The 26,681-nt window shown below is 70.0% G+C and carries 19 protein-coding genes; 5 read left to right on the top strand and 14 right to left on the bottom strand.

All coding sequences use genetic code 11. From position 1 onward, the window contains the following. Nucleotides 1-275: 275 nt before the first annotated feature. The 13 genes from CQ393_RS10070 to CQ393_RS10010 form a co-directional block, all read right to left on the bottom strand. Entirely contained in the window at nucleotides 276-3,062 is a 2,787-nt protein-coding gene (locus tag CQ393_RS10070; protein ID WP_153191418.1) for a TonB-dependent receptor, read from the bottom strand. A 328-nt stretch (nucleotides 3,063-3,390) separates the two neighbouring features. Further along, complete coding sequence (locus CQ393_RS10065) at nucleotides 3,391-4,227, bottom strand: phosphatase PAP2 family protein (RefSeq protein WP_153191417.1); 837 nt, start codon at nucleotides 4,225-4,227, stop codon at nucleotides 3,391-3,393. A gap of 8 nt (nucleotides 4,228-4,235) precedes the next feature. After that, nucleotides 4,236-5,192, bottom strand: a complete 957-nt coding sequence (locus CQ393_RS10060) for a transaldolase (RefSeq protein ID WP_343199922.1) — start codon at nucleotides 5,190-5,192, stop codon at nucleotides 4,236-4,238. Next, entirely contained in the window at nucleotides 5,189-6,400 is a 1,212-nt protein-coding gene (locus tag CQ393_RS10055; RefSeq protein ID WP_153191416.1) for a CoA transferase, read from the bottom strand. Before CQ393_RS10055 ends, CQ393_RS10060 begins: the two co-directional genes overlap by 4 nt. A gap of 114 nt (nucleotides 6,401-6,514) precedes the next feature. Continuing rightward, a complete protein-coding gene (locus CQ393_RS10050) occupies nucleotides 6,515-8,374 on the bottom strand; it encodes a beta-L-arabinofuranosidase domain-containing protein (RefSeq protein ID WP_343199921.1) in 1,860 nt (619 codons plus the stop codon). Further along, nucleotides 8,371-10,560, bottom strand: a complete 2,190-nt coding sequence (locus CQ393_RS10045; RefSeq protein ID WP_153191415.1) for an SUMF1/EgtB/PvdO family nonheme iron enzyme — start codon at nucleotides 10,558-10,560, stop codon at nucleotides 8,371-8,373. Before CQ393_RS10045 ends, CQ393_RS10050 begins: the two co-directional genes overlap by 4 nt. A 29-nt stretch (nucleotides 10,561-10,589) precedes the next feature. Continuing rightward, complete coding sequence (locus tag CQ393_RS10040) at nucleotides 10,590-11,537, bottom strand: ribokinase (protein ID WP_343199920.1); 948 nt, start codon at nucleotides 11,535-11,537, stop codon at nucleotides 10,590-10,592. Beyond that, nucleotides 11,534-12,772 (bottom strand): serine hydrolase domain-containing protein, encoded by a 1,239-nt coding sequence (locus CQ393_RS18235; protein WP_228114419.1) that lies wholly within the window; start codon nucleotides 12,770-12,772, stop codon nucleotides 11,534-11,536. Before CQ393_RS18235 ends, CQ393_RS10040 begins: the two co-directional genes overlap by 4 nt. A 113-nt stretch (nucleotides 12,773-12,885) precedes the next feature. After that, on the bottom strand, nucleotides 12,886-15,099 hold the full coding sequence (locus CQ393_RS10030; RefSeq protein WP_153191412.1) for a TonB-dependent receptor: 2,214 nt from the start codon (nucleotides 15,097-15,099) through the stop codon (nucleotides 12,886-12,888). 344 nt (nucleotides 15,100-15,443) lie between these two features. Next, the gene (locus tag CQ393_RS10025; protein ID WP_194269639.1) at nucleotides 15,444-17,615 is read right to left on the bottom strand and encodes a TonB-dependent receptor; all 2,172 of its coding nucleotides are present in this window, start codon (nucleotides 17,613-17,615) and stop codon (nucleotides 15,444-15,446) included. A gap of 245 nt (nucleotides 17,616-17,860) precedes the next feature. Beyond that, nucleotides 17,861-18,742 (bottom strand): LysR family transcriptional regulator, encoded by an 882-nt coding sequence (locus CQ393_RS10020; RefSeq protein ID WP_343199919.1) that lies wholly within the window; start codon nucleotides 18,740-18,742, stop codon nucleotides 17,861-17,863. A 94-nt stretch (nucleotides 18,743-18,836) separates the two neighbouring features. After that, nucleotides 18,837-21,245 carry a sodium:solute symporter gene (locus tag CQ393_RS10015; protein WP_343199918.1) on the bottom strand — a complete coding sequence of 803 codons (2,409 nt, stop codon included), beginning with the start codon at nucleotides 21,243-21,245 and terminating at the stop codon, nucleotides 18,837-18,839. Between the two features lie 40 nt (nucleotides 21,246-21,285). Next, nucleotides 21,286-22,149 (bottom strand): CoA ester lyase, encoded by an 864-nt coding sequence (locus CQ393_RS10010; protein WP_153191409.1) that lies wholly within the window; start codon nucleotides 22,147-22,149, stop codon nucleotides 21,286-21,288. A gap of 143 nt (nucleotides 22,150-22,292) precedes the next feature. Between CQ393_RS10010 and xth the strand changes: the two genes are divergently transcribed. Further along, on the top strand, nucleotides 22,293-23,066 hold the full coding sequence (gene xth / locus CQ393_RS10005; RefSeq protein ID WP_153191408.1) for an exodeoxyribonuclease III: 774 nt from the start codon (nucleotides 22,293-22,295) through the stop codon (nucleotides 23,064-23,066). 55 nt (nucleotides 23,067-23,121) lie between these two features. Here xth and CQ393_RS10000 read toward each other — a convergent pair whose 3' ends face one another. Beyond that, nucleotides 23,122-23,376 carry a GlsB/YeaQ/YmgE family stress response membrane protein gene (locus CQ393_RS10000; protein ID WP_153191407.1) on the bottom strand — a complete coding sequence of 85 codons (255 nt, stop codon included), beginning with the start codon at nucleotides 23,374-23,376 and terminating at the stop codon, nucleotides 23,122-23,124. A 96-nt stretch (nucleotides 23,377-23,472) separates the two neighbouring features. Here CQ393_RS10000 and CQ393_RS09995 point away from each other — a divergent pair, with 96 nt between their 5' ends. The 4 genes from CQ393_RS09995 to CQ393_RS09980 all read left to right on the top strand — a co-directional run bounded on the left by CQ393_RS09995 (nucleotide 23,473) and on the right by CQ393_RS09980 (nucleotide 26,679). Continuing rightward, nucleotides 23,473-24,060 (top strand): 4'-phosphopantetheinyl transferase superfamily protein, encoded by a 588-nt coding sequence (locus tag CQ393_RS09995; RefSeq protein ID WP_153191406.1) that lies wholly within the window; start codon nucleotides 23,473-23,475, stop codon nucleotides 24,058-24,060. Between the two features lie 94 nt (nucleotides 24,061-24,154). Next, complete coding sequence (rsmG, locus tag CQ393_RS09990) at nucleotides 24,155-24,793, top strand: 16S rRNA (guanine(527)-N(7))-methyltransferase RsmG (RefSeq protein ID WP_153191405.1); 639 nt, start codon at nucleotides 24,155-24,157, stop codon at nucleotides 24,791-24,793. Nucleotides 24,794-24,967: 174 nt separating this feature from the next. Next, on the top strand, nucleotides 24,968-25,765 hold the full coding sequence (locus CQ393_RS09985; protein ID WP_153191404.1) for a ParA family protein: 798 nt from the start codon (nucleotides 24,968-24,970) through the stop codon (nucleotides 25,763-25,765). Then, nucleotides 25,765-26,679 (top strand): ParB/RepB/Spo0J family partition protein, encoded by a 915-nt coding sequence (locus CQ393_RS09980; protein ID WP_153191403.1) that lies wholly within the window; start codon nucleotides 25,765-25,767, stop codon nucleotides 26,677-26,679. Before CQ393_RS09985 ends, CQ393_RS09980 begins: the two co-directional genes overlap by 1 nt. The last annotated feature ends 2 nt before the right edge of the window (nucleotides 26,680-26,681 follow it).

Here is a 26,681-nt window from a genome sequence, read left to right as displayed (position 1 = left end):
GTGACGAAATACTCGGCGCCGGCTGGGTTGTACTTGCTGATGTCCGCGTACGGCCACCACTTCTCCGAGGCGTGGCGGTAAGGCTTCCTGTCCAGCACGTTGACCACGGCCAGGTTGAACGAGCCGCGTTGCCGCGTCACGCGCCTGCTGGCGGGTACCGCAGGGAAAGCACGATTTCGATCCCGGCTTCCGCCGTGCAATCCCCCTGAAAGGAAAACAGCCACCGTGACCCTGTCACGGTGGCTGTTGTACCGGGAGATGTCCCAAGGCGTTGCTCAGAGCCGGTATTCGACCGTGACGAAATACTCGGCGCCGGCCGGGTTGTACTTGCTGATGTCCGCGTACGGCCACCACTTCTCCGAGGCATGGCGGTAAGGCTTCTTGTCCAGCACGTTGACCACGGCCAGGTTGAAGGAGAGCGCGTCGGTGGCGCGGTAGCCCAGCGACAGGTTCAGCGTGGTCCACGGCTTGAAGCGCTCGTACCCGTTGGCCCAGCGTACCGGCGAGGAGCCGAGCCGGTTGACGTGCACGTAGCTGGAAACGCGCTTGTAGTCCCAGCCCAGGGTCATGTTGGAGCGGGTGCGGAATTCGTTGTTCCACTGCCGGTCGCGGATGTTCTCGACCTCGTCCTCGGGCAGGTAGCGGCTGAGCGTCTTGAGGATGTGGGTGTAGCCGATGCGCGCGGAGAAGCGGCCCCAGTGGTCGGTCGGCAGGCTCGAGTTCCAGGTCATGTCCACGCCGTCCTGGCGGTACATGCCGGTGTTGAACGGGCTGGTGATGACCGACAGCACGCTGTCGTTGCGGCCGCCGCGCTCCACCCGCGCCTGCATGGCCTGGCACTTGGGCGAACCGGCGTCCACGTCCAGGCCCTGCGTGTCGTAGCCCAGCGTGCATTCGGCGGCGTAGCGCAGCACCGCGTCGGCGCCGATGACGCCGACCTGGTCGTTCAGCTCGACGCTGTACCAGTCCAGGCTGAAGGAGTGGTTGGCGCCGAGCTGGGCGACCAGGCCGATGGTGTCGCTGGACCCCTTTTCCTCGCGCAGCGCCGGGTCGCCCTCGGAGTACTGGCGGATCGACCCGGTGCCGTATTCCTCGCCGCAGCCCTGCCAGCTCGCGCCGCGCGCCAGGCCTTCGCCTTCCACGCAGGCCAGGTAATCCACGGCGCTGGTGTAGGACGAACTGCGCTCGGCGAACATCACGTGCATGTCCGGGGCGCGGAACGAGGTGGCATGCGAGGCGCGCAGCAGCAGCCAGTCCGACGGCCGCCAGCTCAGGCCGGCCTGCCAGGTGAAGGCGCCGCCGACGTCGGAGGCATCGTCGTAGTAGTCGTAGCGCGCGGCCAGCTTGGCGTCCCACTGGCCGAAGCCGGAGCCGGCGGCCAGCAGCGGCACCGAGAACTCGGTGCCCAGCGCGTAGTGGTTGCGCTTGCCCTGGCCGCGGATGCCGCTCCAGCCGTAGATCTCGCCGTCCACGGTGGGCTGGTCGGTGATGAAGCGGTAGCTGTCGCGGTTGGCCTCGGCCACCGCGGCGAAGGCCAGCGGCCCGGCCGGCAGCTCGAACAGTGCGCCGGACAGGTCGGCGGTGAAGGCCTGCGAGGTGGAGCGGCCGTCGCCGACCGAGGTGTACATCGCCTCGCGGAACTGGTCCGGGGTGAGCGCGCCGAAGAAATCCAGGTCACCATCGGGCAGCAGGTTGCCGTCGAGCCGGTCCCGGCCGACCCGCACCCAGCGGCTGCCGGCCCATGGGAACGTCCAGTCGCGGCCCTGCTGCCCGAACAGCAGCGAGAGCATGGCCTGGTCGTTGAAGCGGTCCACGCTGTCGCGGTAGCGGTACCGCCCGTAGTTGTAGTTCAGGCTGTAGTCCAGCGAACCCACGGTGCCGCGGATGCCGGCGATCACCACGTCGTTGTCTTCCTTGAACGACTGGTTGCTGCCGGTGAACTCGGAATTGCGGAAGGTGCGGTAGATGTGCCGCCACGCCGTCGCCTCGGGCACCGGCGCCTGCATGTCCTGGACCACTTCGTAGTCCACCGCGAAGCCGTAGCGGTACAGGCCGGCGTCGGCGCGCGAGCGGGTGGACAGCGCGGTGGCGTACAGCTCGTGGTCGCCGAGTTGGTGGCTGAGGTTGAGGAAGCCGAACAGGCGCTTGCGGCCGTTGCGCACGGTGTAGCTGTCGAAATCGTTGTCGCCGCAGTACTGCTCGCTGCCTTCGCCGGCCCAGCCCGGGCGCACGGCGTCGTAGCCGAGCGTGCCGCAGCGGTTGCCGATGTCCAGCAGGTCCCAGCCGGTGGTGCGGTCCCAGAACGACATCACCTGGGTCGGTTCGCGGTACTCGGGGTCGGGCGAGCGGTCGGGCGAGGCGAACCAGCTGCGCTGGTCGCCGCGGATCGGCCAGCGCTTGTCCCATTCCAGCCCGGCGCTGACGCGGGTGTCGCCGGACTCGAAGCCGGTGGTCAGCGTGGCGCGCTCGGAGCGGCCGCCGCCATGCACGGTGTCGCCGTGGCGCCAGGACACGGTGGTGCCGTCGATCCGGTCCTTGAGGATGACGTTGACCACGCCGGCGACCGCGTCCGAACCGTAGATGGCCGACGCGCCGCTGGTCAGGATCTCGACCCGGTCCACCGCCGAGGTGGGAATCATCGCCAGGTTGGTGACGTTGCCGCCGACCCCGCCCGACGGCTTGGGCAGCACCGGGACACGGCGGCCGTTGAGCAGCACCAGCGTGTAGCCGGGGCCGAAGCCGCGCAGGTTCAGCGCCTGCGCGTTGGCGTTGAAGTTGTTGGTGCTTTCCTCGCCGACGAAGATGCCGGTGTTGACCGACAGGTTCGACAGCGCGTCGTAGACGTTGGCGAAGCCCTGGTGTTCCAGGTCCTGGGCGGTGACCACCAGCACCGGGTCGATGCCCTCGATCTCCGTGCGCTTGATGCGCGAGCCGGTGACTTCCACCTTGTCCAGCGACCTGGCGGTGTCGGCGGTCGCCGTTTCCTGCGCCATCGCCAGCGATGGCAGCAGCGCGGCGGCGATGGCGCTGGCGATGATGCTGCGTTTCCGTGAAACCCTCATATCCCCTCCCCGAAGTGTGTCGGCCGCGCACGCGCTGCGGCGGCAAAGGACGCAATGGCGCCTCTGTCATGGTCTTGAGGGCGGGGTGCCTGCCGATAGCACGAAACGCGGAGGACCGATGCGGAACTCCGCACAACGGCCAGGCGGGCCTTCCACGGTGGAGCGGAGTCCCGCCATGCATGTCCGCCGGCCGGCGGACATGCGCGTGGGATGCGATTCCAGCCCGGTTTCCAGGCCGGCGAAACGGAAAAAACGACCGGGCCATGGCGGCCCGGTCGCAGCGATACCGGAGGAGGGGAGAGAGCGACCGGTAGCGTAACTGCGGCGATCAGTAGGCCGCGGCCGGCAGCGGCTGCGCCAGCGCCGCGGCGGCGGCGTCGCAGCCGGCCGGCGCCGTGCCGGCGCGCGCGCGCGCCGCGGCCAGTTCGGCGCGGGCGGCATCCATGTCGCGGCGGAACTGCGGGTCGGCATGCAGGCGTGCGACCACCGCCGAGCCCATGAAGCGCCCGGACAGCACGTCGCTGTGCCAGTGCACGTTGCACACCAGCCGGCTTTCGCCATAGCTGCGGCCGCGGGCGAGGATGGCGTCGCTGCGGTCCGGTGCCAGCTCGGCCAGGATCAGCGCCCAGGCCCAGCCGATGGAGGTATGGCCGGACGGATACGAGCCGTTCTCCGCCAGCCCGGCTTCCTTGTCCGGCGTGCAGGTGGGCTCGCCGTTGGCCACGAACGGCCGCGTGCGGTTGTAGCGGTGCTTGGCGGCATCGCTGACCACCGCCGCGTCGGTGCGGGTGCGGCGCAGCAGGCCGTACAGGCGCGGCATGCCGGCTTCGTCGATGCGGGTGCCGATGGCGCAGGCGAAGATCGACGCGGCTTCGGGGAACTGCAGGTTGGCGTCGGCAATGGCCTGCTCCCAGCGCGGCGTGCCGCGCAGCGTGCGCGCCTGGTTGACCTGCTCGTCCAGCGCGAACGCGGCCGAGCCCGGTGCAGGCGGCGGCGGCAGCAGGGCGATGCTGTCCGGCAGCTGCTCCGTCTGCAGATAGCCGCGGGCCACGCCCGGGCGGATCTCGGGAACCGCCTGGCGCGCGGCCGGCGCGGCGCAGGCGCCGGCCAGAAGGCACAGGCCGGCGGCGAACAGGAGCGGAAGCGGGGTGCGCGGCGGGGTCATGGCGGGCCTCAGGCGAGTCGGGCGGCGATGCGCTGCCGCAGGGAGTGCAGGTCCTGGGCGAAGGCATCGATGCCGCTGGCCAGCTTCTCCGTCGCCATCGGGTCGGCGGCCATGTCCGCGTCGAACTTCGCTTCATCGATCGCAGCGGCGTCGACCGCTTCGGCCGGCTGTGGCGAGAGCTTGCGCGGCAGCTCGCCCAGGTCGGCGTCGAGCTTCTCCAGCAGGTCCGGCGAGATGGTCAGGCGGTCGCAGCCGGCCAGCGCCTCGATCTGCGCGGTCGAACGGAACGAGGCGCCCATCACTACCGTCTGCGAGCCACGGCGCTTGAACTCGGCGTACACGCCGCGCACGAACTTCACGCCCGGGTCCTCGTCGATGCTGGCCGGCGCCTGCCCGTTGGCGACGTACCAGTCGAGGATGCGCCCAACGAACGGCGAGATCAGGAACGCGCCGGCTTCCGAGCAGGCCAACGCCTGGGTCGGGTTGAAGATCAGGGTCAGGTTGCAGTCGATGCCCTCGGCCTGCAGCACGCGCGTGGCTTCCACGCCGGCCCAGGTGGCGGCGATCTTGATCAGCACCTTGCCGCGCGGCACGCCGGCCGCTTCGTACATGGCGATGAACTGGCGCGCCTTGGCGATGGTGGCTGCGGTGTCGTGGGCCTGGTCGGCATCGACCTCGGTGGAGACACGGCCCGGCACCAGTTCGGCCAGCATGGTGCCCACGCCGATGGTCAGGCGGTCGACCACGGCCTTGGCGACTTCATCGCGCTCGCCGGCCTGGGCACGGCCCCATTCCAGCTCGCGCTCGATCAGCCCGGCGTAGACCGGCAGGTCGAGGGCCTTCTTCACCAGCGTCGGGTTGGTGGTGCAGTCGACCGGACGCAGGCGCTTGATGGCGTCGTAATCGCCGGTATCGGCGACGACCACCGACAGTCCGCGCAGCTGTGCGAGTTTCGACGGGTTCACGGCGCGCTCCCGGTTCCGGATGCGTCCTCGTCGTCCGCCACGCTGGCGACGACGTGGGCGGTGTCCTGGTCGAACACCGGCGCGGCGAACGGCTGCGGGCCGGGCGTGCGGCCGAACACGATGGGGCGGCTGATGCCGCGGTAGCTGCCCAGCACCGGATGCGGCAGCGAGGCGATCATGTCGCCGGCCTGCACCTGCGGATGCTCGAACATGTCCTCGACCTTGCGCGCGGCCGCGCACGGCACCTCCTCGCCGAACAGCGCCTCCCACTCCAGCGCGCTGCGCGCGGCCAGCGCGGCGTGCAGCCGCGCCAGCAGTTCGTCCGAATGCGCGGCGCGCTTGCGCACGGTGTCGTAGCGCGGATCGCTGGCCAGTTCCGGCAGGCCGGTCTTCTCGCATAGCGCCTGCCAGAAATGCGGCGTGTTGGCCGAGATGTAGAGCCAGCCGTCGGCGGTCGGGTGGATGCCGGTGACGCCGCCCGAGCGCATGTCGCGGCCGACCGCTTCCGGCTCGCCCTCGGCCCAGATCATGCGCGCGGACTGCATGGTCAGCGCGCTGCGCAGCAGCGACACGCCCACGTACTGGCCCTCGCCGCTGCGCTCGCGCTCGTACAGCGCCGAGGACACGCCCGCGGCCACCAGCGCGGCGGCGTAGTAGTCCACCACCGAGCCGTAGAGGATCTCCGGCGCGCCGCCGGGCTTGCCCTGCATCGCGCACATGCCGGTCATGGTCTGCAGCACCTGGTCGTAGCCGGCCTTGTCGCGCAACGGGCCGGTCTCGCCGTAGCCGGTGACCGCGCAGTACACCAGCCGCGGGTTGAGCCGCTGCAGGCTGTCGAAGTCGATGCCCAGCCGCGCCGGCACGCCGGGGCGGAAGTTGTGCACCAGCACGTCGGCCTCGCGCACCAGCCGCATCAGCACGGCGCGCTGGTCGGGCTGCTTCAGGTCCAGCACCACGCCGCGCTTGGAGCGGTTGACGCCGAGGAAGGCGCGGCTTTCCGCTTCCAGCGTGGAGGGATACTTGCGCAGGTTGTCGCCGGCCGGCGGCTCCACCTTGATCACTTCCGCGCCCTGGTCGGCCAGCAGCGTGCAGCCGTAGGGGCCGGCGATGTAGGCGCTCAGGTCGAGCACGCGCACGCCGCTGAGCGGGCCGGCGGCGCCGTCGCGGCGGGCGATGTCGAAGGGGGAGGGGCTGTGGCTTCCTGACATGGGGTGCACTCGATTCCTTGATTGCAGTTTCCTTCGCGTTGCCGGGAAGAAACATACCGTGCGGGTATTTTCAGCGAGGACCTAAGACGATGAATGGAGCGCAGGCTGGCGCCTTCACTCCGCCGGCGCCAGCGACAGCCAGCTCAGCCGCCACGCACCGTGTCCGCGGCCGCCACAGCGGTAATAGGGTTCGAACACCAGCGGCGCGCGGCATTGCAGCTGCATCGTCACCGGTGCGCCTTCGCCGCGGTCCTCGCCCACCCGCAGCCACGTCGATGGAACGCCGGCCGGCAGCTTCACCGTTTCCTCGGTCTTGTAGCCGTCGATCAGCGGCGTGGCATAGACCAGCGGGCCGACGGTGAGCCCGACGTATTCCCAGCGCAGCACTTCCTGCGCCACCGGCGAACCGTCGGGCGCGCGCGACTCCTGCACGTTGATGTTGGCCGCGCGTTGCAGCTGCGGCCGCATCGGCAGCGCCACGGCGACGATGTCGCCGGCCTGCCACTGCCGCGACAGCTGCACGAAGCCGTCCGCGCCCGCCTGCACCGGCACGTCGACGCCGTTGACCTGGATGCGCGCGTCCTCGGCCCAGGCCGGGATACGCAGGCCGATGCCGAAGGTGGCGCGGTTCTCGGGCGTCACCCGCAGCGCGACGTGGCCATCGAACGGATAGCGCGTCTGCTGCCGCAGCGTCACCGCGCCGGCCTCGGCGTGCTGCAAAGTCGCCTGCCCGGCACCGTACAGGTTCACCCGCAGGCTGCCGTCGGCGGCGGTGCCATAGGCGACCTGCGGCAGCTCTTCCACCGCCATCGCGCCGGAGGACTTGCAGCAGCGCCAGTAGGTGGTGTGCACGCGTCTGCCGTTGGGGAAGGTGTAGTAGCACCAGTCCTGGCCATCGGGCGCCATCGCCGCCAGCAGGTCGTTGTAGGCGCTGCGCTCGAGCTCCTCGGCGTACCGCGCATGGCCGGTGATCGCCAGCAGCTCGCGGTTGAGCTGCATCCACGCCAGCACTGAGCAGGTTTCCACGTAGGCCTGCGGGAAAAACGTGCGCGGCGCGTTGAACACCTCGCGCGAGCGGTGCGCCACGCCGCCCCACGGGCCGCCGCCGAGCGTGAGGTGCTGCGCGCGGATGTTGTGCCACAGCGCATCGACGGCGAGGCGGTAGTCGTCCTTGCCGGTGGCCTTGTACAGCTTGGCCAGGCCGACCAGGTTCCAGCACAGCTGGTAGGCCTTGCCGGTGGCGATGAAGGCGGCGTCCTCGCCGGCCAGCGCCTTGTCCAGCAGGGCCAGGCGCGGGTTGGCGTTGGCCTGCTGCAGGATCTTCTCGGCCAGGGCGAGATAGCGCGTCTCGCCGGTGGCCAGGTACAGGTCGGCGGCCGGGTCCAGCAGCACCGTGGCCGACATGCCGTGATGGTTGCCCAGCGTGGTGATGTCGATGCCCGATTCCAGCGCCTGCCAGCACAGGTCGGCGATGCGGCGCGCGGCCCGCAGGTAGGTGTCGTCGCCCAGCGCACGCCAGGTTTCCAGCAAACCCAGGATCAGGTAGCTGTGGGTCCAGATGTCCCAGGTGCGCAGCGCCGGTTCGCCGTTCCAGCTTTCGGGTTTTGGCGGCTGCGGCACGGTGAAGCGGCGGTCGGCGGCGTAGGTGCCGAGGTAGCCGTCCGCGTCCTGCTGGCCGAGCAGCCAGTCGGCGACGCGGCGCAGGTTGGTTTCCAGCTGCGGCTGCCCGCCCTGCGCGACCGCGCGCGCGGTGGCCGACAGCCACTTGCCGGCGTGCTCGCCGTACCAGTCGCCTTCCTGGTTGAGCTGCTTGTGCGCCTGGCCGAAGATGCTGATCGACGGGCTGTGCTCATCGACGATGAAATGGCTCAGCCGACCGCTGCGGTTGGCCGCGAGCATCTGCCCGAACACGCCATCGAGCTGCACCGCGGACAATGCGGCCAACCGCTGGCCATTGGCGATGATTGCGCTCACGCCGCGTCCACCACGCAGCGGAAGCCGAGCATGCCGCTACGGTCCTTGGCCGGCGCCATCAGCAGGTACTTGCCGTGCTGGTCCAGGCGGTAGGCCTGCGGGAAATACCAGTGCGAGGTCTGCGGCTGGTAGCTGGAGCCGCCGCGCAGGATCGCCGCGCGGGTGTGCTCGTCGACGAATTCGTCGGTCCACTGCCAGACGTTGCCGACCAGGTCTTCGACGCCGAACGGGCTGGCGCCGCGCGGATGCGCGTCGACGTCGTCCGGCGGCAGGATGCGGCGGCCGCGGTTCACCCGCGGTACGCGGGTCGCGTCCCATTCGTCGCCCCACGGATACAGCCGGCCATCGCCGCCCTGCGCGGCGTACTGCCATTCCCATCCGTGCGGCAGGCGCTTGCCGGCCCACGCGGCGTAGGCGCGCGCGTCCTCCAGCGACACCCACGTCACCGGCTTGTTGTCCCAGCCGGCGCGCGGCGCGCCGTCCACCCAGTGGGCGAGGAAGTTGATGGCGTCGTCCGGGCGGTAGCCGGTGGCGTCGATGAAGACCTTGAACTGCGCGTTGGTGACCGGATGGCGGTCGATGTGGAACGCGGCCATCTGCATGCGCCGGCGGTGATGGCGGCGCGGGCAGTCTTCCCACGGGAACTGCACGTCCTGGCCGGCCCAGTTGAAGCCTTCGATCTCGACGCCGCCGACGGCGAACACGAACTCGCCGGCCGGGATGGTGACCATGCCCTGCGGTGCGGTCGCCTGCACGGTGGTGGCCGGAATCTCGCGCAGCTGCTGCGGGATCGCCTTCCATGCGCCGGAGAAACTGTTGAGCGGCTGTTCGGCGCGCCTGGCGGCTGCGACCAGAAATGCATCAAGACCGTCGACCACGGCACCCGGCTGCAGGCTCAGCACCGCGCCAAAGCCGCGCGCTTCCATCGGCAGTTCGATGATGGCCACACCATCACGCACGGCGGGCGACAGCTCAACTCCGTGCCAGACATCGTAGTAACGGGTGCCTTCGACATGCGGCAGGCCGATCTGCTCGCCGTTGACCGCGTATTCGTTGCGGTTGACGAGGGTGTGCAGGCACAAGCCGTCGCCCGGGAACCTGCTGGCGAAGATGCCGCCCTGGCAGCAGACCTGGTACGGCTCCCAGTCCATCGACACCACCAGCTGCGGGAACTGGCGGTAGATCGCGGCGATGCGGCGCAGGGTCTCGCCATCGCGCGCGGTGAACGGGTTCCAGATGCCCCAGATGTTCTCCCAGGCGTTGTAGCCGATGCCGTTGAAGAAGCAGTACTGCAGGTCGTGGTTGCGGTTGCGGCCCCAGCGGTTCTCGTAGTTGACCATGTGGCGCGGCTCCAGCCACTTCCACTTGGACACCGGCGGCACCGGGCCGTCCGGGGCCTTCTTGCCCCAGCTCTGCACGTTCCAGATCAGCTGCTCTTCCGAGCTGATGGTGGACTCGGGCTGCACCACCACCGGGTTGCCGTTGGCGTCGCAGGCGTCGAAGAACGCGCGCGGCACGCCGTTGAAGGTGTCGCCGTTGATGCCGTCGGCGCCGGTGGCCTGGATGATCCCGGCCATGCCGTCCCAGTGCGTCACGCCCGGGTCGCGGGTGCCGTGGTCCCACGGCTTGGCCGGCAGGAACACGCGCACGCCGCGCTTCTGGAACGCCTGCACCGCGGCCTTCAGGCCGGCGATGCCGCCGGGCAGGGTATGCGCCAGGTCGAACTGGTTGCGGTCGTCGATGCCGATGTTCGGGTAGACGTACCAGATCAGCACCGAGTCGAGCCCGCCGAAGCGTTCGATCAGGTCGTCCAGGTACCTGTCGACGGTGTATTGCGCGGTTTCAACGTCGAAGAAGTAACGGTCCTCGACCATCATCTGCGCGTGCACGAAGTTGCGCTGCGCCCACTGCAGTTCCGGGCGCCGGTAGTTCACGTCGGTGTAGCCGATGCGCACCAGGTGCTCGCGGCGCCAGTCCTTCAGCTCGGTCAGCCAGTCGGCGGCGCTGGCGTTGGCGTCGATCATCCAGCTGCCGATGTCGGCGAACGGCCAGGCCGGCGCCTTGCCCGGGGTGGGCAGGTAGCGGCCGGTGGTGACGTGGGAGAACCTGTATTCGGTGGTGATCGCCCCGCGCCCGTGGTCGACGGCTTCGTTGTCGTAGTCGGGCGTGGTGTACGGCGTGGTCATGGCATTCATCCAGCGGCAAACGGAAAGGGTCAGGGCGCGCACCATGCCGCCAGCGCGGCATGGGCGTCGGCGCCGGGGACGCGCGCGGCATCGGCCAGCAGGGCGGCGACCTCGGCATGATCGGGGATGCTGGCCTGCGCGCCCAGCCGCGTGCAGGCCAGCGCGGACGCGGCGCTGGCGGCCAGCAGCGCCTGCGGCAGCGCCTGCCCGCGCGCCAGCGCCGCCACCAGCGTGCCGCAGAACGTATCGCCGGCGGCGGTGGTATCGACCGGCACGACGGAGAACGCCGGCTGCACCAGGATGCGGCCTTCGCTGCGCGCCAGGCAGCCGCGCGCGCCGAGGGTGACGATCACGCAGGGCACGTCCAGCCGCGCCAGGCCGGTGGCCAGGTCCGGCGGGTGGCCGGCCACCACGTCCAGTTCGCCTTCGTTGACGATCAGCAGGTCCAGCGCGGCCAGCAGCCCGGCCGGCAGCGCCTGCGCCGGCGCGGCGTTGAGCGCGACCCTGACCCCTGCCGCGCGTGCGGCCCGCGCGTGGGCGAGCACGGTGTCCAGCGGCGTTTCCAGCTGCAGCAGCAGCCATTGCACGCCGTCCAGCGGCGGCAGGTGTCCGGGCTTGAGCGCCCTGTTGGCGCCGGGCGCGACGGTGATGGCGTTCTCGGCATCGTCGGACAGGCAGATGAAGGCGGTGCCGGTCGGTTGCTGCGCATCGCGCACTGTATGCAGCTTCACGCCGGCATCGAGCAGGGAGGCCTCGATGGGCTTGGCGAAATCGTCCTCGCCCAGCGCCAGCAGCATGCGGGTATCGGCGCCACCGGCGCGCGCGCAGGCCACCGCCTGGTTGGCGCCCTTGCCGCCGGGAAAGGTACGGAATTCACGGCCGAGCACGGTCTCGCCCGGCGCCGGCACATGCGCCGCGCGCACCACGAAATCGAGATTGGCCGAGCCGGCGACGAGGACGCTCGCGGGAGGGGTCACGGTGCGATCACCTGCTGCAGGTGGTTGTAGAAGGCGCGGGCCACGCGCGGCAATTCGCGCGGGTGGCTGCCGGGCAGGTGTTGCAGCATCAGCACGCCGATGCTGCCGGTGGCCGGGTCGATCACGAACGCGGTGGATGCCGCGCCGGTCCAGCCCACCTGCCCGGCCGCGCCCTCGCGCCCCTGCGCGGCGGGGTCGAGCAGCACCGACAGGCCCAGGCCGAAGCCGCGCCCCGGCGTCTCGTCGATGTAGGGGACCGCCAACCCCATCGGCGCGAGTTGGTCGCGGAACATCTCATCGACCAGCGCGGCCGGTACGAACTCGTGGCCGTCCAGGCGACCGCGCGCCAACAGCATGCGCGCGAAGCGGAGGTAGTCCGATGCGGTGGAATACAGGCCGCCGGCCGCACTGAAATACGGGCGCGGCCGGGTGCCGGGATACCGCGCGGTCGGTTCGTCGGACAGCACCAGCCGTCCTTCGTCGTCGATGCGGCTCAGTTCGACGATGCGGTCGCGCTGCCCGGCCGGCACCTCGAAGCCGGTATCGACCATGCCGAGCGGCACGAAGAACGTGGTGTGCAGGTAGAGCGGCAGCGGTTGCCCGCTCCATACCTCGACCAGCCGGCCAAGCACCTCGGTGGCGATGCTGTCGTAGGCGAAGCGGGTGCCGGGTTCGCGCTCCAGCGGCACCTTGCCCAGCCGCTGGACGTAGGCGGCCAGGTCGAGGCTGTATTCCAGCCTCGCCTCGTGGCGGCGGCGCGCGGCCTTGCCGTCGCCGACCGGGAAGCCGGTGGTGTGGGTGAGCAGGTGGCGGATGGTGAGGGCCCGCGCCGGAGCGCGGCCGATGCCGGTGACGCCCATCACTTTCAGTCCCGCCAGTTCCGGCAGGTGCTTGCCCACCGGATCGTCGAGCGTGCCGTGGCCTTCGCCGATCAGGCGCAGCACGGCGGCCGACACCACCGGCTTGGTCATCGAATAGATGCGATAGATCGCGTCATCGGACAGCGGCCGCGCATGCGCGATGTCGGCGAACCCGAGCGTCTCGTCGCGGACAACCGCGTCACCGTGCCACAGCAGCACGCGCGCGCCGGGATACCCGACGTCCACGACTTCCCGCTGCAGCCACGCGCGCGTGTCGGGCTGCGGCGGGTCCGCGGAGGCGGCGATGAAGGGAACCAGCGCGGTGCAGAGGGCCAGCAGCGCCCGCAGGCCAGTGCGGCGGTACAACGAGGTCATGCCTTCCTCCATTTCCCGCGAAGGGAGCGGTGCATCGACGGCATCGCCCGGCTGTCCGCGGCAGCCGGGCGATGAAGGCGGCGGCGGAGAGGGTCTCCTGCCGCCGCCATCGCTTAGAACGTGTACTCGTAGGTGAACGAGTACATCCGCCCGCGTCCGGCCCAATAGTTGCGGAAACCGGGCACCTGCGACCAGGTCAGGATGTACTGCTTGTTGGCCAGGTTCTCGACGCCCAGGGAGAAACGGCCGAGCTTCTCGACACGGTAATTCACTCCCAGGTCGAACAGGGTGTAGCCGGTGGTGTGTTCCTCGTATTCCTTCAGTTCGTCCCATTGTTCGTGGTAGTCGCTGCCGTACAGGTCGCGCGACATCTGCGTGGCCGAACTCAGGGTGACGTCGCCGTTCGGCGAGAACTTCCAGCGTGCGGTCAGCACCAGCTTGTCGGGATTGGTGTCCAGCGCGCCCATCGGCTTGTTCAGCCCGCCCGCGCCCCAGCGGCCTTCCAGGTCGGAGGGCCAGAACGAGGTCCAGCCGGCGGTATGGGCGAACAGGGCCGAGAGCTTCCAGTCGTCGTTGACGTACCAGTCGGCCGTCACCTCGAAGCCGCGGATGCGGGTCGGGGCGCGGTTGAGCACGAAGTCGTTGGTGCGCCAGTCAACGGAGAGCGAGCTGCCGAAATCGGCGTTGGACTCGTAGTAGGACGCCCCGAGCGACATGCGCTCGCCATACCAGTTGAAGCCGATTTCCTTGTTGTCCACGATGATCGGCTGCAGATCGACGATGCCGTCCACGGTCTGGCCGTCGGTGTCGACGTTGCGCAGCGGGATGCCGACGTTGGGCAGGCCGAAGCCCTCGCCATAGGCGATGAAGGCCGACAGCTTCGGGGTGATCTGCCAGACCGCGCCCAGGTTCTTCATGGTGTCGTTGTAGGACAGGGTGCCGCCCTGGACGAACTTGCGGCCGCGGTACCAGGTGGTGGTGTAGGAATCCACGTGCAGTTCGCCGTCCTCGCGGCGCAGGCCGCCGCTGATCGTCACCGGGCCGAGCTCGTAGCTGAGCTGCGCGTAGGGCGCAAGGCTGGTGTACTCCATCGGCGGCACCCACAGCCGGTCGGTCAGCGCCAGCCGCTGGTCGGCGGTGTCCCTGACCCAGTCCACGCCGGTGTGCAGTTCCAGCCCTTCGATGTTGAACAGGTCCGGCCGTGTCCAGGAGGCGCGCAGGCCACGCTTGTCGGAGCGGATTTCGGACTGGTCCCAGATGCGGCCGTCGGGGCCGTTCGCCGGGATCTGCGGGTCCTGGCGGTCGTTGCCGTCCTCCGGCGGGTAGCGCATCGCCTGGTCGGCCCAATAGCCGTTGAGCACCAGCGTGCCGCCGAGGAAATCGCTGTCGGAGTAGATCAGGTTGAACTGCCTGAAATCGTTGAACTCGGCCTTGGTCTCGAACAGATGGCCGCGTTCGGAGGTGTTCGGGTGCGGGTTCTCGCACCAGCCGGGTTCGTAGCGGCAGCCATCCACCTGCCGGTAGTTGCCATTGCCTTCGATCGTGAAGTCGCTGTAGCTGGCCTGCAGGCGCTTCTCGCCGGCCTCGCCGAAGTTGAAGCCGGCCTTGACGAACAGGTTGTTGGCGACCGAGTCGTTGACCGAGCCGCTGGTGTTCATGCCCAGGCGCACGCCGTCGGCGTCGTAGCCCATGCCGCGATCGATGCGCGAAAGGCCGACCACCGCGTCGAAGTTGTCCTGCTTGTGCATGAAGTTCATGCCGACCTTCCAGCCCGCGCTGTCGTCCTTGAACTGCGACGAATAGCGCGTGAGCAGGCGGAACTGGCTGCCTTCCTTGCTGGGCTGGGCGGAGATGTAGTTGATGATGCCGCCCGCCGCGCCGATGCCCTCCGATGCCGAGGGGCCGTTGATCACCTCGATCCGCTCGACGATGCCCATGTCGGTGAAGGTGGCGTTGCGCGTGCCCTCGCGCAGCGGCGACCCCTGCGGCACGCCGTCGAACAGGCGCAGCGCGATGCGGCCGCGCAGGTTCTCGCCGGTGTTGCTCATGGCCTGCGACGCCTCCGAGTAGCCCGGCACGGTGCGCGCCAGCACCGCGGTCGCGTCCTCGGTCACCAGCAGGGTGGTCTGGATGTCCTCCTTCGTCACCACGTTGATGGCGCCGGGAATCTTGTCGGCGGACTTGGGCGCGCGGGTGCCGGTGACGATGACGCGGTCCAGCCGGGTGACCTCGGCCTCCTTGTCCTGGTCGTCGTTGGCCTGCGCCGACGCGGGCGCCAGGCCCGCGGCCAACGCGATGGCGATTGCTGTGCAAAGCGGCTTGATCATGGTCTTCCCTCCCCCGAGGTGGATTGTGGCGACGCCGACCGGGGAGCCGGGCACGCCGGATATCGCGTCCGGGCTCGCGCCCGCTGTGCCGGCGCGGATGGCGGCCCTCTACGGAGCCCTGCCACGCATTGGCCGGTCATGACCGAAGACTAGATGCGGCTCCACGGCGATAGATGCGTGGATTCGTATGTTCATCGGCTAGCATTTGTTTGGGATCGGCGGCGCCCGGACGGCGCGCCGCGCCCGCATCCTGCAGTGGTGCGATGGGCGGCCGGGCCGTCGTCGCAAGGGCGCACGGAAGCCGGCGGCGCCCCGTTCCCGGGACGCCGCCGTGGGTGCGACGGTCAGAACGCGATGGTGTGCGAGAGCGAGATCACCCGGCCGCGCCCGGCCATCCAGTCGTCGTTGGCGTTGCTGGCCTCGGAGGTGGTGAGGATGTACTGCTTGTCCAGCAGGTTCTCCAGGCCCAGGGTCAGCTTGCCGAAGCGGCCGGTGTCGTAGTTCACGCTCAGGTCCAGCAGGGTGCGGCCGGAAGTGTGCTCGGCGCCGCTGCGGCCCTGGTTGATGGTGCGCGAGAGCAGGGTGGTCGCGCCCAGGTTCAGGTCGGCCTGCGCGGCGAAGCGCCAGAACAGGTTCATGCCGATCTTGTCCGGGCTGACGTCGTTGGCGCCCATGCGCTTGTCCAGCGGCCCGTTCTTGACGAACCAGGTCTTGCCGACGATGTGCGAGTACATCGCGCTGAGCCTGAGGTCGCTGCTGAAGTCGTAGCTGCCGGTCAGTTCGATGCCGTTGATGCGCACCGGGCCGCGGTTCATGACGAAGTCGCCGGTCACCGGGTCGGTGCTCAGCGAGACGCCGAGCTCGGAATAGCTGCGGTAGTACGAGGCGCTGGCCGAGGCGTTGCCGGCGCGCCAGTTGAAGCCGATCTCCTTGTTCTCCACGACGATCGGCTGCAGGTCGAGGATGCCGTCGACCTTGTAGCCCGGCTTGTTGATGTTGCGCAGCGGGATGCCGACGTTGGGCAGGCTGAAGCCTTCCGAGTACGAGGCGTAGGCCGACAGGGTGTCGGTGAAACGATAGACCAGGCCGGCGTTGGGCAGGGTCTCGCGGTACTTCAGGGTGCCGCCTTCGACGAACACGCGCTTGTTGTAGTAGGTGGTGGTGTAGCTGTCCACGTGCAGTTCGCCGCTCTCGCGGCGCACGCCGGCGCTCAGGGTGAGGTCGCCGATGTCCCAGCTCAGCTGCGTGTACGGCGCGGTGGAGGTGTACTCCATCGGCGGCACCCACACGCGGTTGGTCAGCGCCAGGCGCTGGTCGGTGGTGTCCTTCACCCGGTCCACGCCCAGGCGCAGTTCCAGGCCGTCCACGTTGAACAGGCCGCCGCGGGTCCACGAGGTACGGAAGCCCTTCTTGTCCGAGTTGACCTCGGACTGGTCGATCAGCGTGCCGATCGGCGCGATCAGCGGATCCTGGCGGTCGGCGCCGTCCTCGGCCGGGTAGCGCATGTGCTGGTCGGCGCGGTAGGCGTCGGCCAGCAGGGTGCCGCCGAAGAAGTCCGAATGGCTGTAGGACAGCGCCAGCTGGTTGAAGTCGTTGAACTCGGTCTTGGCGCCGAGCGGCGTGCCGGGCACCGAGGTCGAGGTGACGTTGTTGGCGCGGTCGCCAATCACGCCGGTGTAGTTGCCCTTGCCGGTCAGGTTGAAGCGGCTGACCGACACCTGCAGGCGCTGCATGTCCGCCTCGCCGAAGTTGGTGCCCAGCTTGAGGAACAGGTTCCTGGCTTCGGAGTCGTTGATCGTGCCCGAGCCGCGCATGCCGATCTTGCGGCCCCGGGCATCGTAGGCCATGCCGCGGTCGACGAAGGAGGTGGCCAGCAGCAGGTCGTAGGCGTCCTCCTTGTGGCCGAAGCTCAGGCCGACCTTCCAGCCGTCGCTGTCGTCGCGGCCCTGGGTGCTCCAGCGGGTGTTGACGGTGGTGTGGCTGCCTTCTTCCGGCGTTTTGGAGATGTAGTTGATGATGCCGCCGGCGGCGCCGACGCCTTCGGCCGCGGACGGGCCGTTGACCACTTCGATGCGGCCGATCACGCCCAGGTCGGTGAAGCTGCCGGCGCGGTTGGTCTCGCGCAGCGGCGAGGTCTGCGGGATGCCGTCGAACAGGCGCAGCGCGATGCGCCCGCGCAGGGTCTCGCCGGAGTTGGTCAGCGCCTGGGTCGATTCGGAATAGCCCGGGATGGTGCGGGTGAGCACCGCGGTGGCGTCCTCGGTCAGGCTCAGCGAGTTCTGCACTTCCTGCAGGCTGACGATGCTGACCGCGCCGGGAATGCGGTCCACGGCCTTGGGCGCGCGCGTGCCGGTGACGATCACGTTGTCCAGGTTGATCGCGTCCTGGTTGGCCGGCTGGGTGGTTGCGTCCTGCGCGGCCGCCGACGCGGCGACCGTGGCGAGCACGAGGCCGACGGCCAGCGACAGGTGCGTCCTGGCCGTCGCGCCGCTGCGTGCGCTGATTGGATTGGTCATGGTTCTCTCCCCCCGAAGTGGATTGCGGCGTCGACGGCCGGGGAGCCGCGCGCGCCGGGAAACACATCCGGGCTCGCGCCCGCCGTACCGGCGTGGTGGCGACTCTCTGCGGAGCCTGGCCACGCGTTGGCCGGTCATGGGCGAAGACTAGGTGCGGCTTCATGACGATAGAAGCGCGCGTTGGTATGTTCATTGCCTAGGGTTTGTTGCCGATCGCAGCCACGGCGACCGGCCGCCGGCGCCTCTCAGGCGCGGCCGGGCAACAGCGCGGCGCGGCTTTCGTCCAGCAGCGCGTTGACCTGGCGGATGCGCACCGACGAACGCGACCAGACCATGCCGATGCGGCGCGGCTCGCACGGTTCGGGCAAGGGCAGCCGCGCCACCGCCAGGCCTTCGGGCCAGGGCCGCGCCCAGTCCGGCACCAGCGATACGCCCAGGCCGCGGTCCACCATCACCGCGATGGCGTTGAGTGCATTGAGCTCGAAGCGTTCGCGCGGCACGATGCCGACGCGGCGCAGGTATTCGTCGGCCTGGCGCCCGCCCCATTCGTGGCGGTCGTAGCGGATCAGCGGCTCGTCGCGCAGCAGGTCGTGCGGGTCGCGCCCGGCCAGCCGCGCCGGCGCCAGCACCACCATCGGCTCCTCGCGCAGCAGCTGCCAGTCGCAGGTCTTGGGCAGCGAGAACGGCGCCTGCAGCACCATCGCCGCGTCCAGGTCGCCGGCTTCCACCGCGCCGTAGAGGTCGGCCGAATAGCCCGGGCGGATGAACACGTTGATCTCGGGGAACTTGGCCACCATGCGCGCCAGGATGTCCGGCACCAGCCCGGCCAGCGCGGTCGGGCAGGCGCCCAGCCGCAGTTCGCCGGCCATGCCGCTCTCGTTGGCCACGCTGCGCAGGTCGGACACGTCGCGCAGCAGGTCGCGCGCGCGCTGCAGGATGCGCGCGCCCTCGGCGGTGACGCTGACCGTGCGCCCGGCGCGGGCGATCAGCGGCGCGCCGAGTTCGCGCTCCAGCGTGCGGATCTGCTGGGCGACCGCGGCCGGGGTGATGTGCAGCGAGCGCGCTGCCGCGGCCATCGAGCCGCGGTCCACCACGGTGACGAACGTGTTGAGGAACTGGGTTTCCACGGCTATGCCCTCTGGGTCCGGGGCAAACCTACAGCAGGGCATGGCGCGCGGCATCCGACCAACGTCATGGTCGCGCAGGATGCGCGCGCGCCGTTCATGTGGCGTCCTGGCGGTAGATCGTCAGGCCCTTGAGCGAGCGCGCCGGCGCCGGGAAACACAGGCTGGCCAGGTAGCCGATCACGATGCACAGCAGGATCGAGATGCCCAGGTAGAAGTACGGGTGCACCAGGTCGAACGACCACGCCAGCAGGGTCAGCGCGATGCTGCCGGCGATGCCGATGGCCACGCCCGGCGAGTTGGCGCGGCGGGTGAACATGCCCAGCGTGTAGGCGCCGGCGAAGCCGCCGCCGAGCAGGCCGGCCAGTTCGATGGAGACGTCGAACAGCGAGTGGATGTCGTAGCGCGAGAGCACCAGCGCCAGGCCCATGCCGGCCAGGCCGACGACCACGGTCATGATCTCGGCGAAGCGCACGCTGCCGCGTTCGGTCGGGTTCCTGGCCAGCTTGTCGTAGAAATCCACCGACAGCAGGGTCGCCACGCTGTTGATGATGCTCGACAGCGTGGACATGGCCGCGGCGAAGATGCCGGCGATGATCAGCCCGGTCACGCCCGGCGGCAGCTCGGCGGCGATGAACAGCGGGAAGGTGGCGTCGATCGGCAGCAGCGGGTCGAGGCGTCCCGGGTTGTGCTTGTAGTACATCCACAGCGCGGTGCCGATGCTGTAGAAGATGAAGCCGCCGGGGATCATGATCGCGGCGAAGATCCAGATCGAGCGCCCGGCCTCCTTGTCCGACTTGGTCGCCAGCGTGCGCTGCATCAGCACCTGGTCCTTGGGGAAGGTCAGCACCACGTCGAACACGACCAGGAAGATGAAGCCCCATACCGTGGCCTTGGTCAGGTCGAAGCTGAAGTCCAGCAGCTTGGTCTTGTTCTCGGCCATCGCCGCTTCGCGGATGCCGTCGAAGTCGGCGCCCAGCGTCCACACGATGAAGCCGATGGCGAAGATCGCGCCGCCCATCTTCACGAACACCTGCACGAAGTCGGTCCACACTACCGCGCGCATGCCGCCCATCACCGTGTAGATGATGGTGAACACGCCCATGATCAGGATGCTCCAGACCACGTCGATGCCGGTGATGGTGGCGATCGCCAGCGCCGGCAGGAACAGGATCACGCTCAACCGGCTGCCGACCTGCATGGCGATGGCCAGCGCGCTGGCGAGCATGCGGATGGCCGGGTGGAAACGCGTCTCCAGGTAGGAGAACACGCTCATCAGGTCCAGCCGCCGCAGCAGCGGCACGATCCACACCGCCACGAACATCAGGCCCAGCACCGCGACCAGGTTGTTGGTCAGGTACTGCCAGTTGGTCTCGTAGGCCTTGGCCGGGATGGCGATGAAGCTGATCGAGCTGGTGTTGGTGGCGTACAGGCTGATGCCCGCCGCCCAGAACGGGATGCTGCGGCCGCCGACGAAGAAGTCAGATTCCGAGGCGGTCTGGTCCTTCAGGTAGAAATACACGCCGATGCCGATCATGCCGATCAGGTAGACGACGATCACGCTCCAGTCCAGCCAGCCCAGCAGGTGCTTGCCGCCCTGCACCTCGGCGTAGTGCACGCTGCCGTCGGCGCCGGTCCAGGCCAGGCCGTTGCCGCGCGCGGCGATGGACTGCGGCGCCGGCGCCGCAGGCGTGTCGAGCGTGGCCCAGGCGCTGGTGATGGTGTGGAAGGTGCGCAGGCCGATGGCATCGGCATCGCGCACCAGCATCAGCAGATGCGCCTGGCCGAGCGCGCGCAGCGAGCCGGGCAGGATGTGCCCTTCCGGCGCCGGCGCCTGCTGCCAGCCCCTGTCCGCGGTCCAGCGCCACAGCGCGTCGCCGCCGGCATCGCCGATGACCGCGTACAGGCCGCCCTTCTGTCCCTGCAGCGCCACCAGCCGGCCGCCGGCCGGCCAAGCCGGCTGCGCCTGCCAGCCGCCCGTTTCGGCCGCCAGCGTGTGCCGGTAGAGGTGCATCGAACCATCGGCGCCGGTGCCGGCCACGTACAGCACGTCGCCGAGCGCGGCGGCCTGCGCCTGGCCCAGCGCCACCGGCAGCGCGAGCGTGCGCCCCAGCGCCAGGGTGTCGCCCTGCAGGCGTACGGCCTGGAGGCGGTCGCTGTCGTCGGTGGCGGTGGTACCGCGCAGCAGCCAGGTCTGGCCGCCGGCGTTGACCGCCATGCGGATGTCGGCGCTGGTCACGGCCGGCGCCAGCGCCAGCGGTTGCCAGGCCTTGCCGTCGCTGCCCAGCGCCCAGGCCTTGCCGGCGGCCAGCGCGACGTCGCGGCCGTCGATCGCCAGCAGCGTCGGCTGGCCGGCATCGGCCGGCAACGGCGCCAGGCTTCCGGTTGTCACGGTGCTCAGGTTTTCCGCCGCCGCCGCCGCGGTGCCGCCCAGCGCCAGCAGCGCCGCCGCCGCGAACAGGCGCAGGCCGCGCAGCAGGCGTCGGGGCAGGGGGAAGGCGGGCACGGCGGCAGGCATCGGCATCGGCATGGCTCGAAATGGAGGGTCAGGAGGCGGCGCGCGTGCGGCTGGCGCCGGCCAGCAGCGCCTCGGCGCGGCGCAGGAAAGGCAGGTCGATCATGCGTCCCTCGAACAGGAACGCACCGCGGCCCTGCGCGGCTGCCGCCGCGGCGGCGGCGACGATGCGGCGGGCTTCCTCGACCGCATCGTCGGACACGTCGAAGGCCGCGTTGGCCAGCCCGACCTGGCGCGGATGGATGCAGCTCTTGCCGATGAAGCCCAGCTCGCGCGCCATCCGCGCCTCGGCGCGGAAGCCCTCGTCGTCGCCGACGTCGGGAAAGGCGCCGTCGCAGGCGAACACGCCGGCTTCGGCCGCTGCCATGCGCAGCGCGAACAGCGTGGCGTGCACGTTGGCCGCGGTGCGGGCGATGCCGTTGGGCGCGAACAGGTCGCCCAGCCCGAGCTGCAGGCCGGCCACGCGCGGGTGCGCGGCGGCCAGTTCCGCGGCCTGTCGCAGGCCGCGCGGCGTCTCGATGTTGAGCAGCAGGCCGATCGGGCGCGTGACGCCGTTGCCGGCCTCGGCGCGCTCCAGCGCGGCGGCTGCGTCGCGCACCTGCGCCGCGGATTCGACCTTGGGCAGGTTGAGCAGCCAGACCGAGGGCAGCGCCACCGCCGCCAGGTCGGCGGCGAAGTGGGCACTGGCGGCGCCGTTGCTGCGCACGATCAGCAAGCGACCGCTGGCGGCCACGTCATCGCGGCGCAGGAACGCGGCGACCTGCACGCGCGCTGCGGCCTTGCCGGCCTCGGGCACGGAGTCTTCCAGGTCCAGGGACAGGGCATCGGCCGCGCCGGCCATCGCCTTGTCGAACAGTTCCGGGCGGGCGCCGGGCACGAACAGCTTGCTACGCATGGTTTCCCCTCATCCTGCGGGGCAGTCTGCGCGATTCGGAACGCTGAAAAAGTGCGTTCCCGGACATTCATGCGATAGCGTTTGTTTGCAGTGGCCCGGCCGCCGCCGGTCCGGCGCGCGCTGGCAGGCCGTAGAATCGCGCCATGAAAATCGCCTCGTGGAACGTCAATTCGCTCAATGTCCGCCTGCCGCACCTGGAACAGTGGCTGGCCGCTTTCGCCCCGGACGTGGTCGGCATCCAGGAAACCAAGCTGGAGGACCACAAGTTCCCGGACACGCGCCTGCTCGAGCTGGGCTACCGCAACGTGTTCGCCGGGCAGAAGACCTACAACGGCGTGGCGCTGCTGGCGCGCGACCCGATCGAGGACGTGCAGATCGGCATCCCCGGTTTCGACGACGAGCAGAAGCGGGCGATCGCCGGCACCGTCAACGGCGTGCGCGTGGTCAACCTCTACGTGGTCAACGGCCAGGACGTGGGCACCGAGAAGTACGCCTACAAGCTGCGCTGGCTGGACGCGGTGCACGACTGGATCGCCGCCGAGCTGCTGAAGCACCCAAAGCTGGTGGTGCTGGGCGATTTCAACATCGCCCCGGACGACCGCGACGTGCACGACCCGGCGGTGTGGAACGGCGACCACATCCTCACTTCCACCGCCGAGCGCGGCGCGCTGGGCAGGCTGCTGCAGCTGGGCCTGCACGACGGCTTCCGCCTGCACAACGAGGAGGCGGGCATCTTCAGCTGGTGGGATTACCGCGCGGCGGGTTTCCGCCGCGATCTGGGCCTGCGCATCGACCTGACCCTGGTGTCCGAGGCGCTCAGGCCGCAGGCGGTGGCTGCCGGCATCGACCGCGAACCGCGTACCTGGGACCGCCCCAGCGACCACGCCCCGGCGTGGGTGCAGTTGGCGAAGGACTGAAACGGCGGAGCCCGGCCGTCGCCGGCCGGGCTCCGTTGCCTGCGGGCGTGCCGGATCAGCGCACGCTTCTGCGCGTGAACAGGTTGACGATGCCCAGCAGGATCACCGCGCCGAGCAGGGACAACAGGAACGAGCGCAGGGTGATGGCGCCGTTGATGCTGCCGCCGCTGAAGAGAAAGCCGGCGATCATCGCGCCGATGATGCCCACCACGATGTTCAGGATGATGCCCTGCTGCGCATCGCGGCGCATGATGAGGCTGGCAAGCCAGCCGACGACGCCGCCCACGATCAACCAGATGATGATGCCCATGCCGATGTCTCCTTTCGTCGATGCACCCGGAGCGGTGCGACCCGTGCAGTCAAGACGATCGGGCGTGAAGCGTTTGTGGACCGGGGTCCGGGACTGATGGCGCCGGTTCAGGCCTGGCGGTTCGGCCAGGTGCGGGTCTGGCAGCTGCCGCACGTGCCCGGCACCCGCGGCGAGCCGCAGGCGCGCGAGCTGCTGGCCGCCGAACTCGACAGCACGCCGCAGGCGCTGCCGCTGACCCGCGACGAGCGCGGCCGGCCTTGGCTGATCGGCGGGCTCTCGCATTACGGTACCGGCTGGAGCCACAGCGGCGGCCACCTGCTGGTGGCGCTGGGCGAACGCGTCCGGCTGGGCGTGGACCTGGAACAGCAGCGCCCGCGCCAGCAGATGCGCCAGGTGATCGCCCGCTTCTTCCATCCCGACGAGATCGCCTGGCTGGACGGGCTGGACGATGCCGCCCGCGAGCACTGGTTCTTCCGCGTCTGGTGCGCCAAGGAAGCCCTGCTCAAGGCGCACGGCCATGGCATTTCCTTCGGCCTGCACCGGCTGCGCTTTGCCCCCGGCGACGACGGGGCCCTGCATCTGGCCTGGTGCGACCCCGGGCTGGGCGAGGCCGCGCGCTGGCACCTGCACGAATGGCAGGCGGCGGCGGACTTCCGCGCCGCGCTGGCGTGGTACCCCGCGTAGGCGCGTACTCGTAGGAGCGCACTTCAGTGCGCGATGGGGCTTGCCCGCGCAAAGCCCCATCGCGCACCAGGGTGCGCTCCTACATAATTCCGCCATGAACGACACCTCCCTCCCGCCCGGCGTGGCCGACGAACTGCAGCGCGGGCTGCAGGCCATGGGCCTGGACGCCGCGCTGGCGCCGCCGCTGCTGGCCTACCTGGCGCTGCTGGTGCGCTGGAACCGCACCTACAACCTCACCGCCATCCGCGACCCGCACGAGATGGTCACCCGCCACCTGCTCGATTCGCTGGCGATGGTGCCGCACATCGAGTCCGGCACCCTGGCCGACCTCGGCACCGGTCCCGGGCTGCCCGGCATCCCGCTGGCCATCGCCCGCCCGCAGCTGCGGGTGACGCTGGTGGAGAGCAACGGCAAGAAGGCGCGTTTCCTGCGCGAGGCCGTGCGCCAGCTCGGCCTGGGCAACGCCCGCGTGGCCGAGTCGCGCGCCGAGGCGCTGGACGAGCCGGCCGCCTACGACAATCTGACCGCCCGCGCCATGGACACCCTGGCCGGCATCGTCGCGGTCGGTGGCCACCTGCTGCGCCTCGGCGGCCACCTGCTGGCGATGAAGGGCGTGCACCCGCACGAGGAGATCGCCGCGCTGCCCGCCGACTGGCGCGTGCTGGAGGTCCGTCCGCTGCAGGTGCCGGGACTGGTGGGCGAGCGCCACCTGGTGGTGTGCAGCCGCACCTGAGGCCACGTGCCCTCCCGTAGGAGCGGCTTCAGCCGCGAACAGGCTTTACCGGGAGGTCCCCATCGCGGCTGAAGCCGCTCCTACGGAAGGCGGGGCCGGGCCGGATTTCCCCGATCCGGCCGCCAGCCCGCATAATGCCCAGTCCCAACCTTCCAGCCCATGAGGCCCACCCGCATGGCCCGCATCATCGCCATCGCCAACCAGAAAGGCGGCGTCGGCAAGACCACCACCGCCGTGAACCTGGCCGCCGCCCTCGCCGCCGCGCCCCGGCGCGTGCTGCTGGTCGACCTGGATTCGCAGGGCAACGCGACCATGGGCAGCGGCGTGGACAAGCGCGAGGTGGCCGCGTCCACCTGTGACCTGCTGCTGGGCGAGAGCAGTGCAGCCGACATCCGGGTGAAGGCACCGGAAGGCTACGACCTGCTGCCGGGCAACATCGACCTGACCGCGGCCGAGATCCAGCTGATGGAGCAGGAGGGCCGCGAGCAGCGGCTCAAGCGCGCGCTGGCGCCGATCCGCGGCGACTACGACTTCATCCTGATCGACTGCCCGCCGGCGCTGTCGCTGCTGACCCTCAACGCGCTGGCCGCCGCCGACTCGGTGCTGGTGCCGATGCAGTGCGAGTACTACGCGCTGGAAGGCCTGAGCGCGCTGGTGGAGACCATCGAGGCGCTGCGCGCCAGCCTGAACCCGGCCCTGGAGATCGAAGGCGTGCTGCGCACCATGTTCGACGTGCGCAACAACCTGGCCAACGCGGTGTCGGCCGAGCTCACCGGGCATTTCGGCGACCGCGTGTTCCGCACCATCGTGCCGCGCAACGTGCGCCTGGCCGAGGCGCCGAGCCACGGCCAGAGCATCGTCGGCTACGACCGCACCTCGCGCGGCGGCGTGGCCTACCTCGGTCTGGCCGGAGAACTGATCCGCCGCACCGACGAACGCAACAGGGCCGTCAGGGCCGTGGAGGCTGTCTGATGAGCGCTGCAAAGAAACGTGGCCTGGGCCGTGGCCTGGACGCGCTGCTGGGTCCCAAGGGCGCGGTGACGCCGGTATCGGTGGCGGCCGTGGCCGAGCCGCAGCCGGGCGAAGTGCTGCGCAAGCTGCAGATCGACCTGCTGCAGCCGGGCAAGTACCAGCCGCGCCGGGAGATGGACGAGGCCAAGCTGTCCGAGCTGTCCGAGTCGATCAAGGCGCAGGGCGTGATCCAGCCCATCCTGGTGCGCCAGGTCGAGGGCGGCAGGTACGAGATCGTCGCCGGCGAGCGCCGCTGGCGCGCCTCGCGCCTGGCCGGGCTGGACGAAGTGCCGGTGGTGGTGCGCGAGCTGGAAGACCGCACCGTCATCGCCATGGCGCTGATCGAGAACATCCAGCGCGAGGACCTCAACCCGCTGGAGGAAGCCGAAGCGCTGCAGCGGCTGATCTCCGAATTCTCGCTGACCCACGCCGAAGCCGCGCAGGCGGTGGGCCGCTCGCGCGCCTCGGTATCCAACCTGCTGCGCCTGATCGACCTGCCCATCGGCGTGCGCGTGCTGCTGGAGAGCCGCCGCCTGGAAATGGGCCATGCCCGCGCGCTGCTGACGCTGGCGCCGGAACTGGCGACCAAGCTGGCGCAGGACGCCGCCGACGAAGGCTGGTCGGTGCGCGAGGTCGAGCACCGCGCCCAGCAGTTCGCCGCCGGCAAGGTGCCCGGCGCGCGCAACGCCAAGCCCAAGCCGGCCGCGCCGCAGGCCGACATCGCCTCGCTGGAAACCGAGCTGTCCGAATCGCTGGGCACCAGGGTCGCGATCAACCACGGCCGCGGCGGCAAGGGCCGGCTGGTCATCCATTACACCGACCTGGATACGCTCGACGGCGTGCTGGAAAGGCTGCGTACCCGTCAGCACGGCTGACG

It is taken from the genome of Stenotrophomonas sp. MYb238 (genome assembly GCF_009496535.1).
GTDB lineage: Bacteria > Pseudomonadota > Gammaproteobacteria > Xanthomonadales > Xanthomonadaceae > Stenotrophomonas.
This window is presented reverse-complemented; position numbering and strand designations above follow the sequence as displayed.